The sequence below is a fragment of the Streptomyces venetus genome, from assembly GCF_039540295.1.
GTDB classification, from domain to species: domain Bacteria; phylum Actinomycetota; class Actinomycetes; order Streptomycetales; family Streptomycetaceae; genus Streptomyces; species Streptomyces venetus.
This window is the reverse complement of sequence record NZ_BAABET010000006.1, coordinates 29,304-42,408: the sequence shown is the minus strand read 5'-3', so window position 1 is coordinate 42,408 and position 13,105 is coordinate 29,304. Positions and strand designations below refer to the sequence as shown.

The 13,105-nt window shown below is 73.7% G+C and carries 8 protein-coding genes and 1 tRNA gene; 6 read left to right on the top strand and 3 right to left on the bottom strand.

Going from position 1 to position 13,105, the window contains the following annotated elements:
• Positions 1 to 28 precede the first annotated feature (28 nt).
• The 4 genes from ABEA82_RS20255 (at position 29) to ABEA82_RS20240 (ending at position 5,554) form a co-directional block, all read left to right on the top strand.
• Positions 29 to 1,027: a LacI family DNA-binding transcriptional regulator gene (locus ABEA82_RS20255; protein ID WP_345662977.1), complete on the top strand. Its 999-nt coding sequence runs from the start codon at positions 29 to 31 to the stop codon at positions 1,025 to 1,027.
• A gap of 265 nt (positions 1,028 to 1,292) precedes the next feature.
• On the top strand, positions 1,293 to 3,983 hold the full coding sequence (locus tag ABEA82_RS20250) for a hypothetical protein (protein WP_345662976.1): 2,691 nt from the start codon (positions 1,293 to 1,295) through the stop codon (positions 3,981 to 3,983).
• Between the two features lie 11 nt (positions 3,984 to 3,994).
• Positions 3,995 to 4,960 (top strand): M28 family metallopeptidase, encoded by a 966-nt coding sequence (locus tag ABEA82_RS20245; protein WP_345662975.1) that lies wholly within the window; start codon positions 3,995 to 3,997, stop codon positions 4,958 to 4,960.
• A gap of 520 nt (positions 4,961 to 5,480) precedes the next feature.
• Positions 5,481 to 5,554: transfer RNA gene (locus tag ABEA82_RS20240), tRNA-Pro, on the top strand.
• A gap of 76 nt (positions 5,555 to 5,630) precedes the next feature.
• On the opposite strand, the gene ABEA82_RS20235 is transcribed toward ABEA82_RS20240, so the two are convergent.
• Positions 5,631 to 5,876 carry a hypothetical protein gene (locus tag ABEA82_RS20235; RefSeq protein WP_345662974.1) on the bottom strand — a complete coding sequence of 82 codons (246 nt, stop codon included), beginning with the start codon at positions 5,874 to 5,876 and terminating at the stop codon, positions 5,631 to 5,633.
• 70 nt (positions 5,877 to 5,946) lie between these two features.
• The gene (gene absR1 / locus ABEA82_RS20230; RefSeq protein WP_345662973.1) at positions 5,947 to 7,032 is read right to left on the bottom strand and encodes a beta-glucuronidase AbsR1; all 1,086 of its coding nucleotides are present in this window, start codon (positions 7,030 to 7,032) and stop codon (positions 5,947 to 5,949) included.
• Between the two features lie 95 nt (positions 7,033 to 7,127).
• Between absR1 and ABEA82_RS20225 the strand changes: the two genes are divergently transcribed.
• Complete coding sequence (locus tag ABEA82_RS20225) at positions 7,128 to 8,858, top strand: LuxR family transcriptional regulator AbsR2 (protein ID WP_345662972.1); 1,731 nt, start codon at positions 7,128 to 7,130, stop codon at positions 8,856 to 8,858.
• A gap of 46 nt (positions 8,859 to 8,904) precedes the next feature.
• On the opposite strand, the gene ABEA82_RS20220 is transcribed toward ABEA82_RS20225, so the two are convergent.
• Complete coding sequence (locus tag ABEA82_RS20220) at positions 8,905 to 11,472, bottom strand: CHAT domain-containing protein (RefSeq protein ID WP_345663461.1); 2,568 nt, start codon at positions 11,470 to 11,472, stop codon at positions 8,905 to 8,907.
• Positions 11,473 to 11,652: 180 nt separating this feature from the next.
• On the opposite strand from ABEA82_RS20220, the gene ABEA82_RS20215 reads away from it, so the two are divergent.
• Positions 11,653 to 13,083, top strand: a complete 1,431-nt coding sequence (locus ABEA82_RS20215; protein ID WP_345662971.1) for a S8/S53 family peptidase — start codon at positions 11,653 to 11,655, stop codon at positions 13,081 to 13,083.
• The last annotated feature ends 22 nt before the right edge of the window (positions 13,084 to 13,105 follow it).

Below are 13,105 nucleotides of genomic sequence, written 5' to 3'. Positions count from 1 at the left end.
CCGCCGACCCGCATGGAACGGTCCAACCATGAGACCGCCGACGATCCGGGACGTGGCCGAGCGGGCCGGCGTCTCCAAGTCGCTGGTCTCCCTGGTGCTGCGCGGCTCCGACCAGGTCCGGCCCGAGAAGCGGGAAGCCGTGCTCCGCGCCGCCCGGGAGCTCGGCTACCGGCCCAACGCCGCCGCCCGCAGCCTCAGCGAACAGCGCACCCGCACGGTCGGCGTGCTGCTGAACGACCTGCGCAACCCCTGGTTCGTCGACCTCCTCGACGGCCTGAACTCCCTGCTGCACGCCCACGGCCTGCACATGCTGCTGGCCGACGCGCGCCTGAACCGCCGCACCGGCCAGGATCCGGCCGACCCGCTGCTGGACCTGCGCGTCGACGGTCTGGTCGTGGTCGGCACCCTGCCCGACCCGGCGGCCCTCGGCGCGGTCGCCGCGCGCATGCCGGTCGTCCTGGCGGGTGCCCGGGAGCCGGTGCCGCCCGGCGTGGACCAGGTCGCGGGCGACGACGAGCAGGGTGCCCGGCTGATCACCGAGCACCTGATCGGCCTCGGCCACCGCCGCATCGCGCACCTCGCCGGTTACGGCGCCGTCGGCGAACTGCGCCGCCGCAGCTTCGAGGCGACGATGCGGGCGCACGGCCTGGCCGACCGGGCCCTCGTCGAGACGGGCGACATGACCGAGGAGGGCGGCTACCGCGCCACCGTCCGCCTCCTCAACCGCACCGACCGGCCCACGGCCGTCTTCGCCGTCAACGACATCACCTGCGTCGGCGCCCTCTCGGCGGCGGAGGAACTGGGCCTGCGCGTCCCGCGGGACGTGTCCGTGGTCGGCTACGACAACACGAGCATCTCCCGCCTGCGCCACCTGTGGCTCACCACCGTCGACAGCGCGGGCCACGAGGTCGGCCGCCGGGCCGCCCGCTTCCTCCTCGACCGCTTCGAGCGCCCCGGGGGAGTGGGCCGGCTGCACCTGACGGCGCCGACGCTGGAGATCCGGGGGACGACGGCGCCGCCGCCCTGACCCCGGGGCCGATGGTTGAGCGGGCCGCTTTTTCGTTTTCAACGACGGCGATTCCGGCGGGATTTCCCAAGTCGCCGCCCCCTGGGCGCGCGACTAGAATTTATTCCGACACCCCCAAATCCGAGCGTGCCAAGGCGGCTTGGCGTGTTCTTCTCTTTCCCTCCACGTTCGCTGGAGGAGGCATCTCATGAATTCACATCACACCGAACCGCAGAGGAACATGCCGGGCCCTCAGGCCGACAAGCCGCTGAGAATGGTTCCGGGTGTGGGTGAACACGCCGATTCCGACGGTGTTCTGCGGGCGTACGTGGATCCCGGAGCGACTCTGAACCGCGCGCCCACGGCACGCAAGGCCATCGACCGTTTCATGAAGGCGCGGTCCGGCGCCCTGCGGACCGACCGCGTCGACCTGCGCGAGGTGGACTCCAGCGAGGGCGCGGCCACCCTGCGCGTGCGCTACCAGCAGTTCCACAACGATCTCCCGGTCGTCGGCGCCACCGTCCAGGCCGTGGCCGATGTGAAACAGGCCGCCGTCATCCAGGTCGACCACACGGCGGAGGTCGACGTGTCGGACGCCCCCGACCCCGGCACGGCCCACCCGCTCGACGCCGTGCGGAAGAACGCCCTGGCGCCGTTCCGGGAGGACTTCGCCTCCGCCGAGGTCATCAGGGACGAACTCGCGTACCTGCGGGACACGTCCAGGCCGGCGTTGCCGGAGACCGACTACCCCACCGCATCGGTCGCTCTGCTGAAAAAGGGGCGGAAGCCCGACGGCGCCCTCCACCTCGTCCACGATCTGCTCGTCGAGACCACCGGCCCCTTCGAACATTTCCGTGTCGTCCTGGACGCCGTCTCCGGGAAACTGCTCTGGCTCGCGCTCGCCGGGAAATTCGTGACCGCCGACCTCAAGGTCTTCCTGCCCGACCCCGTCACCGAGTCCGACGACGGAACGCTGCACGGCCACTCCAGCGCGGCCGTCCTCGACGCCTTCCGCCACGACGTGCAGGCCGAGGTCGCCGCGGCCGACGGGGACGGCTTCCGGCTCGACGGCGACTGGTTCAGGTGCACCGACTGGGACCCCCCGGCCTTCCCCCAGCCCCAGGAGACCTCGCCGGACTTCACCTACCGGACCTACCCCGCCGACCGCTCGTTCCTGAGCGCGAACGCCTACTACTGGCTCGACTCCTTCGCGCGCTATCTGCGCAGTCTGGGCAACGCGACGCTCAACGCCCACATGGTCAAGGTCGAGGTCGACGCCCAGGCCTACGACGGCCAGGACCAGAGCGAGTGGCACGGCACGCTGACGCCCCCGCGGATCCGCTTCGGCGAGGGCGGTGCCCCCGACGCGAGCGACTTCGGCGTCATCGGCCACGAGTACACCCACGGTGTGTTCGACTGGCTCGACGCCCAGCACGGCGGATCCAGCTCGTACGAGCACAGCGTCTGCGACGCGCTTCCCGCGATCTACCGCGACAGGTTCAACCCCGGCGGGCACCGGCGCACGGAGACCTTCCCCTTCGACAACAACGCGACCGACCGGTGGAGCACCGAGCGCCGTCTCGACGTCACCGAGCGTTTCGACGACCCGGCCTTCGACGACTTCGGCATCAACCTGCGCAACTCGATGCTCGGCACGGCACTGTGGCGCTGCTACCTGGGCATGGGCGGCGACTCATCCGATCCCGCCGTACGGATCGCGGCGGCCGACGCCGTCAACCGGACGATCCTCGAGATGCTGCTCGTCGTACCGGACGACATCTCCCCGGACGCCGCTCATGCCGTGAGCATGGCCAAGGGCTGCATCACGGCCGACTCCACACTCACCGGAGGCCTCTACAGCAAGGTCATGGACGAGGCCTTCGTGAACCAGGGGCTGTGGGCTCCGCGGCCCGTGGACGTCTACATCGGCGACAACCCCGCCGACCTCGGCGCGGTGCCGAGCGGCGTCCAGTTCTGGACGTCGCCCGACATCTGGGTCCGCAACAACGACCTCAGCACGGGCGACAACCCCGAGCTCGGCCACGAGCCGCCCGTCAACAACCGGCCCAACTACCTCTATGTGCGGGTGCACAACCGAGGGACCGAGGCCGCCGCGAGCGGAGCGTTCCAGGTGGAGGCGTTCCGGTGCGATCCGGGCACCGGGATGATCTGGCCGACGCACTTCCAGTCGCTGGGCACCCTGGTGATCGACCAGCCGATCCCGGCGGGCGGATCGGTGCGGGTGGGGCCGTTCGTGTGGACCCCGCAGATCGCCGACCACGAATGCCTGGTCGCCGTCGTGCACGGGGCTCCCGATCCCGCCGTCTCCGCCACCCTCAACGAACCGGTGCCGCTCGGTCAGCTGGTCCGGTTCGACAACAACGTGGGTCAGCGGAACGTGGTGCCGCAGCTCGCCGCACCCGGCGGCAAGACCCGCACGACGGTCACGCTGCACGGCGGTCTCGCCCGCGGCTCCGGTTCCTGGCACCTGGACGCGACCGCCCTGCCGGACGACACACGGATCTCCGTGCGAACGCTGAGCCGCCTCACCGAGGACGCGGCGCTGAGCGGGCTCACCGTGACCGAGCCGGGCCCGGTGCGTTCCACGCTGGAGATGCCCGGAGGCGGGAAGGCCGTCGTCGACGGGTTCACGCTGGAGCCCGGCGACCGGGTGGCGGCGGACCTCTCGATCGACTTCTCCCACCACGCGGAACACCTCCAGATGTATCCGCTCGTGGTCACCCAGTACCGGGACGGGCAGCTCGTGGGGCGGATGACGATCCAGATCACGGCGGTGAAGGAGCTGGAGGACTTCTTCTTCGGCAACCCGCACAGCGGCGAACTGCACCTCTCCACCTGCCCGCACTGGTCCAGGCTCGGCGCCGGCAGCAAGGTGCCCTTCCCGCGCGCCGAGGACGCGCTCGTCCGTGGATACAACGGCTGCGCCTCCTGCCTGCCCGCGCTCAACACCGGCTGAGGACGGCCGAGATGAACCACGACGTACTCGCGGGCCTGCCGCTCGCGCCACCCCTCAAGGGAAACCCGCCCAGCCCGGCCGAACCCTTCGTACCCGCGGAACGCCGGGCGAGGGGCAAGCGGGCGGACGAGTCCGTCGCCGCGCTCGTCGGGTCGGTGTCGGCACCGGCGCTGCGCGACACCGTGGAGACACTGGCCGCGTTCCACACGCGGCACACCTTCTCCCCGCTCATCGGACCCGCGGCCGACGAGGTCGTGGACCGGCTGTCGTCGGCGGGATACGCGGACGTGACCCGACGGACCTGGACCAACGCCGGTCACAGCGCCGACAACGTGATCTGCACCAAGCCCGGCACGGTGACGGACGGGGCCGACATCGTCCTGTGCGCCCACTACGACTGCCGCACGGCGGACCTGGACGACGCCGCGGCACGCGCGCCGGGGGCGGACGACAACGCCAGCGGGGTGGCCGCGATCCTCGAGATCGCCCGCCTGCTCGCCCCGGTCGCACTGGCCCGCACCGTCCGGTTCGTGGCGTTCTCCGGGGAGGAACAGGGCCTGTGGGGCTCCACGGCGTACGCGGCGGCGCTGAGTGCCTCCGGGGCCGGGGCCTGCCGGGTCGTGAACCTGGACATGGTGGGCAGGCCCCCGGCGGACGGCACGGTGACGGTCGAGCGCGACCTGGGGAACGCCGTGCCCGGCAATGACGCCGCCTCGTTGGCCTTCGGCGCGGTCATGGCCCAGGCGGCGGCGGACCACACGACGCTGCCGGTGCGCCTCGGCCCCATCTACGCCAGCGACTACATGCCGTTCGAAGCGCGAGGCGATGTGACGATCGGCGCGTACGAAGGGGACGGGAACCCGCACTACCACCAGACCTCCGACGCGCCGGCCACCCTCGACTACGAGTACCTCGCCGACGTCACGAGGTTCACCCTGGCGACCGTCCTCGCCGAAGCACTCGACGCCACCGGCTAGGCGACACCCCCGGCACGTGCCCGGCCACCCCTGTGCCGAGTGCCTGCGGACCCGCCGTGTCCGTCTCAACCCGTATGCCCCGGTAGGTGGTTGCCGTCGGCCTCGCGTATTGTTTGCGGCATATGCCCGGGAGTTGGGACGCCCGGGGCATCGCGATCGCGCGGGCGAAGGGGGACCAGGACGTGGACGAGACGGGGCACCGGCGGCGTGCCGGACTGACCGGAGGGGCCGTCACGGCGCTCCTGGCCGTCGCTGCCTGCGCCGGTCACGCGACCAAGGCGGAGATCCCCTGGTGGGCCGTCCTCGCCGTGGCCGTCTCGACAGCGGGACTCGCCGGCTGGACCGGGGCCAGGACCGGACGCCGCCGGCCGCACGACGAGTTCCCGGACCCCGGCGAGCAGGTGTTCGGCACCCACGCCCTCCGCGCCCCACACCCCGAACACCGCGCGGCTGAGCTCCGCTCCGCCCATGAGGTAGGGTTGACCTGCGTGATCACGCGGTTCACCCGCGCGAGACGCATCGGGACGTGGCGCAGCTTGGTAGCGCACTTGACTGGGGGTCAAGGGGTCGCAGGTTCAAATCCTGTCGTCCCGACAGCTGAGGCAGCAGGCCGGAGGCCGTATCGGAGTTCGCCGATACGGCCTCCGGCCGTTTCGATCACACCCTTCGGTCACGCCGGCAGCACGGCCGTGAGACCGTGCTGCCGGCCCGTGGGGAGAATCCACACCACCCGGCCGGTGCGCCCCGTGTCCGCCCCGCCGCCCTCGGGGAGGACCAGGAAGTGAAGCGTGGCGGCGACCGTGCGCCCCCGCACCGGCCGGACGACGGCCGTGAACGAGCGGACGGCGGCGCACGCGCTGGTACACCGGCGCCCGGTCCCGGACATGGCGTGGTCGAGGACGTCACCCACCCCCATGGACGACGTCCTCGACCGCTCCCCCGGTGCCGGACTGTGGCTCAGCTGTCCGCGTGGCGCGTCCGTGCCGTCACCAGCACATCACCGCCGTTTCGCCGGAACCCCAGGCGGAGTACAGGCGGACACGGACGACATAGCGGCGGCCCTTGACGAGCCGGGCGCTGATCGTGGCGTTGTGCGGAGTTCCCCCGTCGTCCCGGCCGGCGAGGTAGCGGGGCTCGCCGTCCCGCTCCTCGAAGAGCACGACGACGGTGTCACTGTCGCCGAAGGTGCCCAGCCTGTAGGTGCGGGTCTCCGGCGGGTCGACGACGAAGTCGGCCTGCTCGCCCGGTCCGAGACCGAGCGGTGCCGAACGGAACGGCACCAGCGCGGGCGGGTCGGGCAGTTCCGCCGGCGGATACCAGCGGAGCACGAACTCCTTGTCGGCGGCGGACAGGGTCCCCGGCGGGTGCAGACCCGCACGGTACTGCTCCGGCTCCAGGACCAGGCCCGACGAGAACGGGTACTCCATGATCGACTGTGGGTCCCAGACGGAGCCGTTGACCTCGTCGGGGCCGAGCTTGCGCAGGATGTTGTAGTGCGTCTTCTCCCGGCTCCAGTGGTGGGGCGGGCCCGCCAGTTCGGCGTACACGGCCTCGTCGTCGAAGTGGATCCCGGCGCACGGGCTCTGGTGCTCGTGCAGCATGCCGAGCGCGTGCCCGATCTCGTGCAGGGCCGTCCCGCGTCCCCCCGGAGCGGTCAGGTCCCAGCCGAAGTTCATGGTGCGCTCGTTCCGGCCGGCCAGGAGCGCGTCCCGGCCGACCGCCGACCAGGAGCCGTCGCCGAGCTGGAACCCGATGCGCAGTTCGGCCTCCGAGCGGTCGTCGACCTCGGTGAAGACGAGCCCGATGCCGAGGTCCTGCCACTGCTGGAAGCACGCGCGCACCACGTCCCGCTGCTCCTCGGCGCCGGCCCACGGCACCCGCCCTGTCATCCCCGTCCCCGGCACGGGGATGACGGACGCGTCGGTGTCGCGGCCGAAGAACCAGTAGTGCAGAACGGTGCCGTTGACCCACATCCGCCGCCCGCCCACGAGCGCGCTCAGCCGCTCGGCCGCCAGCCCCGGTGCGAAGGCGGGCGCCGGCGCCTGGGCCAGCGAGCAGTAGCGTGCGGTCATGGCCACAGCCTGCCCTGCCTCCGGTCCCGGGCGCCTGAGTCGGGGGCTACTCAAGTCGCCCTGTATCAGAAGTGAGCAGCCGCGCTCATGTCTGTGTGACGACTTACGAGAGGGACGCGACAACGCTGGAACCGCCCTGGCCGTTCGCCGGGCGGGAGAACGAACTGGAGCTCGTCCGCCGGTCCCTGACCGGCGGGCCCCGCGGCATCGTGGTGACGGGACCGGCGGGCTGCGGCAAGACCCGCCTCGCCAGGGAGGCCGTCCGCGGCACCGACTGTGCCCGGGCCGCCGGTACGCCGGAGAGCCGTGCCATCCCCTTCGCCGCGTTCGCCCATCTGCTGCCCGAGTCGGTCACCCTGCACCGCGCCGTCCACCTGCTGTCCGGCGTCCGCACGCTGCTGGTGGACGACGCGCACCTCCTCGACGACGCCTCCGCCGCCCTGGTCCACCAGCTCGCCGTGCACGGCCGCACCCGTCTGCTGGTGGTCGCCACGGACGGCGCCCCGGTGCCCGGCGCGATCTCCCGGCTGTGGACCGGTGAACTCCTGCCCCGCCTCGCCCTGGAACCGCTGCCGGAGGAGGAGATCACGCAGCTCCTCACGGCCGCCGCCGGCCCGCTCGATCCGCTCACCGCCGCCCGGCTGCACCGGCTCAGCCAGGGCGACCTGCGGCTGCTGCGCGAGCTGCTCGGGGCGGTGCGCGGGCTGCTGACTCCCGTCCAGGGCACAGAGGAGCGCGCGTGGCGGGGCCCGGTTCCGCTGACCACGGCCCTCCGCGAGCGCACCGCTCCCGTCCTCGGCCGCACCCGCCCGCTCGAACGCGAGACCCTCGACCGCCTCGCCTTCGCCGAACCCCTCGCGCCGGACCTGGAGGACCTGGACATCGGGGCCCTCGAAGTCCTGGAGTCCGACGGCCTGATCGAGGTCGACGACCGGGGCGGGGTCCGCCTCGCCCACCCCCTGTACGGCCCGGTGCTCAGGGCCGCGGCGGGGCGGCTGCGGGCACGCCGGCTGTCCCGCACGCCGGACGCCTGCGCCCGCGCACTGGACGCCGAGTCGGCCGCACTGGCCGCGCGGATCGAACGGGACGACGTACGGGCGACGCCCACACCGGTGGGGGAGTGGCTGGTCGCCGAGGGCGCCCCACTGCCCGGCCGGTACGCCGCCGTACGCGCCGGATTCGCCCGCCTGCGGGGGGAGTTGAGAGAGGCGGCGGCCTGGGCGAGAGAGGGCCTGCGGACAGAGCCCGGGCACGCCTCGTGCCGCGAGGAACTCAGTCGCGCCTCCGCGACGGTGGACGACCCGACGGACCTCGACACCGCCCTCGCGGACCTCACCGACCCCTACGACGCCGTCCGGCTCGGCGCTCCCGAGAAGGTCATCGACCGGCTGAGTGGCGTGTTCGCCCGGCACGCCGACGCGCTCACCCGCGCGGACGGCCCGGACCTGGACCGGGTGGCCGAGGAGCTGGAGCGGCGCGGCTTCACCCTGTTCGCCGCGGAGGCGCACGCCCAGGCCGCACACGCCCACCGCGATCCGCGCGCCGCCCGGCACTCCCGCACCCGGGCCGTCGCCCTGGCCCGCCGCTGCCAGGGCGCCCGCACCCCCGCCCTGTCCGGGCTGGCCCTCGGCGAACTCACCGCACGGCAGCGCCAGATCGTCACCCTCGCGGCCGCGGGCCTGAGCAACCGGCAGATCGCCGAACGCCTCACCCTGTCCATCCGCACCGTCGGCAACCACCTGTACAGCGCCTACGCCCGGCTCGGCGCGAGCGACCGCCACGCCCTGCCCTGGCTGACGGAACTGCCGGAAGCCCGACCGGCCTAGGCACTGCCGTCCCTCAACCGGCGGCCTGACCCGAACAGGGGACGGGTCAGGCCGCCCCGAACGCCGCGAACGCCCACCCCGTGGCCTGGTGCAGCGCGTCGCCCGGAAGGGCGGCCCGGGCGTCGCGGAGGGCCTCCGCCAGCGACAGGCCGGCGCCCAGGCCCTTGTGCAGCGCGAGCATCAGTGGCACCACCGCCGCGTCGTTCACGGGCGCGCTGCACGCCACCACCCCGGCCGTGCCGAGCGGCAGCAACGCGGTGACCAGCCCGAGCAGTTCGTCGGCGCCGACCGAGGCGAGGCGGGCGGTGTCGCAGCAGGACAGGATGATCCGGTAGGGGCTGCGGTCCAGCCGCTCGAAGTCGTGCACGACGATCGGCCCGTCGGCCATCCGCAGGGAGGAGAACAGCGGGCTGTCCGCCCGGAACGTGCCGTGCGCGGCGATGTGTGCCAGCGCGGCCCCGTCCAGCTCCTCCAGCACGCGCGGCACCCGCGCCTCGCCGTCCTCCAGAACCGTGGCGCAGGTGTACCGGCCGGCCAGTTCGGGCACCTCGGCGCCACCGGTCGCGAGGCCCGGCCCGCGCACCAGCACATGCCGGCCGTCCGGCGGGGGAGCGGTCTCCCGGGCGCGCAGCCAACTGCCCGCCGAGGGCGACACGCTGAGCACCCGTTCCCGCAGCGAAGGCAGCAGTGCCCACGGCACCCGGTGCAGCCGCCCCGGCGGCACGACCACCACCGGGCCACCGCCCAGCTGCGCCGCGGCCGGTCCCAGCAGCAGCTCCTCCAGACGGCGCCCGGCCGCCTCCACCACCGCGAGCCGCGCCTCGGCCCCGGGATGGGCCAGCCGCCGCAGCCCGGCCTGGACGTGCTCGGCCTCGGCCTCCGCCTCGGCGAGCAGCCCCGCCTCGAACCTGCGCACTCGCCCCCGCCCGCACAGCAGCACCTGCACCCGCCCGTCGAGCACGGCGAGCTCTACCAGACGCACCTCGTCGCCCAGCCGCTCCAGCAGCCGGCCGACGTCGAACCGGTCCCCCTCTCCTGGCGCCTCGCCCCGCATGTGCAGCGTCCGGGAGCGGATCCGCCGCTCCAGGCGCCGCTGTTCACGCTCCAGCGCCGGAACCGGCCGGCCCTCCATCCGGGCGGCCTCCGCGCGGGAGGCGATCTCGCGGAAGGCGGTCATGCCGCTGAGCAGTTCCGGATCGGCGGGCGGCCGGGTCGGCGGCGTGGACAGCACGGTGGCCCGCCAGCGCTCGCTCCACACCAGCAGCCGCCGCGGCCCGCCCGAGACGAGACTGGCCTCCTGCGCCAACGCGGCCAGTTCCGCGCCCTGTTCGGTGGCGCGGGCCCTCAGCTCCGAGGCGCCCAGCGTCGTGCGGTGGTCGTCGAGCACGTCCAGGCCGCGCCGGCAGGCCTCCAGCACACCCCGCGCCGACCCCGCGGCCCGTGCCCGCAGCGCCTGCGCCGCCCAGCCCGTCATCCGCGCCAGCGGCGGCCCGCTGCGCCGGCTGCGCGCGGCCACGGCCAGATGCCGCTCCGCGTCCGCCGTCCAGCCCAGGTCCAGCGCGATCCGGCCCGCGAGCAACGACGCCTCGGGCGCGGCCGGCGCGCCGAAGGCGGCCAGCTTCTCGGCCACCGCGGCGGCGTCGGCGACCAGCCGCCCCGAGTTCCGTCCGGCCGCGTGCCGCGCCTCGATCAGCACCAGCCGGGCGTGCGCCTCCCACCAGGTGCGCCGCTGCCCGGCGAACAGCCGTACCGCGAGGGCGGCACGGGCGATCGCGGTGTGCGGGTCGCCGGCCGGACGCGCGGCCCGGGCGGCGGCCAGCAGGAGCTCCGCCTTGCGGGTGGACTGCCCGCCGATCCCGTCGAGCCTGCCGATCGCCGCGTCCGCCTCGGCCAGCGCCTCGGGCGCGAGCCCGGCCGCCATGAGCACCTCGCAGCGCCGGATGTTCAGCATGAACGTCGGCGTGCCGAGCCGGGCGTAGCGCTCCTCCGCCTCGTCTAGCAGTCGCAGCGCCGCAGGTACGTCACCGGATCGGAACGCGGCGAGCCCCCGGCTCTCCACCGCGTCGGCCTTGTCGTGCTCCTGGCCCGTGGTGTCCCACAGCGCCTCGGCCGCCGTGAAGTCCGCCTCGGCCCGCTCCACCGCCCCCAGCGCCAGATGCACGGTGGCCCGCAGGGTCAGCGCCCGCGCCGTCCAGATCACGTCCTCCGCCTGCCGCAGCACGGGCACCGCCCGGCGTACGTCCTCCAGCGCCTCGCGATGGTGACCGAGCACCCACCACACGTACGCCCTCCGGTACAGCACCCGCGCCCGGGTGTGTCCGCCGCCGCGCGCGACTCCCCGCTCGAACGCCGCCAGGCCTTCCCGGGTGCGGCCCGCGTGCACCAGCGCCACGCCCAGGGTGGCCAGTACGTCCGCCTCCCGGTCGGCGGAGTCCGCCCGTGCCGCGAGCTCCCGGGCCCGCCGCAGGTGGTTCAGGGCCAGCCGCAGGTCGCCGAAGTCCCGCTGCCAGATGCCGACGACCTGGTGGGCGACGGACGCGTCCAGCGGGGAGGGATCGGTGTCGAGCAGCGCCCGGGCCCTCGTGAGGGCCTCGCGCGGGTCGGCGAACACCATCGGCAGCAGTTCCGGCACCGAGTCGCTTCCCGCTGTCACTCCAAGGATGGTAGTGGGCCGCGACCCTGCCACACAGGTTCGGCGCTGTATCAAAGGGCGGCCCGGCGGCTCATGTCGAGGAGTACCGACGACCGCTCGCCCGCACCGACCGACGCCGTCGCACAGTGGGAGGACACCGCCATGGCACCTCAGCGATTCCACGAGCAGTTCGACCAGATCCAGCGCTCCATGCCGGACGTCCCCCTCGCGATGGGCCCGGACGACTCGGCCGAGTTCATGTACGAGAAGGGCGTCGTCCTCGTCCGCGACGGCGAGGAGGCCCGGTTCGTCGAGGACACCGTACGGGCGCACTTCACGGCGGCACCCGACCTCGACCAGGACCAGATCCGCCGGGCGGGCCCGGAGACGAACCGCAGCGGCGTCAGCCGGATCCGGGTCGGGGACCCCGGCGAGGGACACCGGGGCGCCGACCGGGCCGTCGCGCAGGCGCTGCGGTCGGTACGCGAGCACGAGGCCAGGGCCGGGCACCGGATGGTCGCCCGCAATCACGTGGTGCACATCGCGGTCAACGCCTGCCCCGGCGACGAACCCGTGCCCGCCCCGCTCAGCGAGCCACCCAACCCGGCCGCCGCGGACACGCCGTACGACCCGGACACCGCCGTCGGCGTCCTCGTCGTCGACACCGGCCTCACGCACGACTACCGCTCCTGCCCGCTGCTCGCCCACACCGGCGGCGACGCGCAGCTCCAGGAGTGCGACGACCAGGGGGTCCTCCGGCAGTACGTCGGCCACGGCACGTTCATCGCCGGCCTCGTCGCCGCCGTGGCGCCCAGCACCGACATCACCGTGCGCGGCAGCCTCAACGACGCCGGCGCCGTCCTGGAGTCGGAGTTCGGCGAGAAGCTCTTCGAGGCCGTCGACGCCGACGGCTGGCCCGACATCCTCAGCCTTTCCGCGGGCACCTCCAACGGCCGCACCGACGGCCTGCTCGGCGTGGAGAACTTCATGCGGGAACTGCGCGGGCAGCGCACCCTGCTGGTCGCCGCCGCCGGCAACAACGGCAGTGCCACCCCGTTCTGGCCCGCCGCCTACGCCGACCTCCCCGGCTGGGAGGACTCCGTGCTCTCGGTCGGCGCCCTGCGCAGCGACGGCGAGTTCGGCGCCTGCTTCACCAACCACGGCCCCTGGGTGAAGGTCTACGCCCCCGGCGAGCGCCTCACCAGCGCCCTCACCGGCTTCGAGTCGCCCGTCCCGTACGTGTACCAGCACTCCACGTACGACGCCTGCCGCTACGGTTTCACGTACGACTGCACCTGCCGGCACCCCCGCCACTCCGGCGTACTGAGCGACGAGAACGCCTCGGCGAAGCCGGACCAGGTGATGTTCGAGGGGTACGCGCAGTGGAGCGGCACCTCCTTCGCCACCCCGGTGGCCGCCGGACTGGTCGCCGCCCACATGACGGCGCACAAGGAGACCGACCCGCGCGCGGCCCGGCGGCAACTGCTCGCCGGGAGCGCCGGTTTCGCGGAGGTGCGCGGTGCGCACGTGCCCGCGCTGCGCCCGCCCACCTGGCGCCCGGTCCCGGTCGTGCGCCTGGCGCCCGGCCTGTGAGGACCGGAGTCGTCCCCTCCGC

Excerpts from the sequence above, each read along its gene's own strand:
- ABEA82_RS20215 (WP_345662971.1), top strand. The coding sequence starts at position 11,653 with ATGGCACCTCAGCGATTCCACGAGCAGTTCGACCAGATCCAGCGCTCC.
- ABEA82_RS20245 (WP_345662975.1), top strand. The coding sequence starts at position 3,995 with ATGAACCACGACGTACTCGCGGGCCTGCCGCTCGCGCCACCCCTCAAG.
- ABEA82_RS20255 (WP_345662977.1), top strand. The coding sequence starts at position 29 with ATGAGACCGCCGACGATCCGGGACGTGGCCGAGCGGGCCGGCGTCTCC.
- ABEA82_RS20235 (WP_345662974.1), bottom strand. The coding sequence starts at position 5,876 with ATGGGGGTGGGTGACGTCCTCGACCACGCCATGTCCGGGACCGGGCGC.
- absR1 (WP_345662973.1), bottom strand. The coding sequence starts at position 7,032 with ATGACCGCACGCTACTGCTCGCTGGCCCAGGCGCCGGCGCCCGCCTTC.
- ABEA82_RS20220 (WP_345663461.1), bottom strand. The coding sequence starts at position 11,472 with ATGGTGTTCGCCGACCCGCGCGAGGCCCTCACGAGGGCCCGGGCGCTG.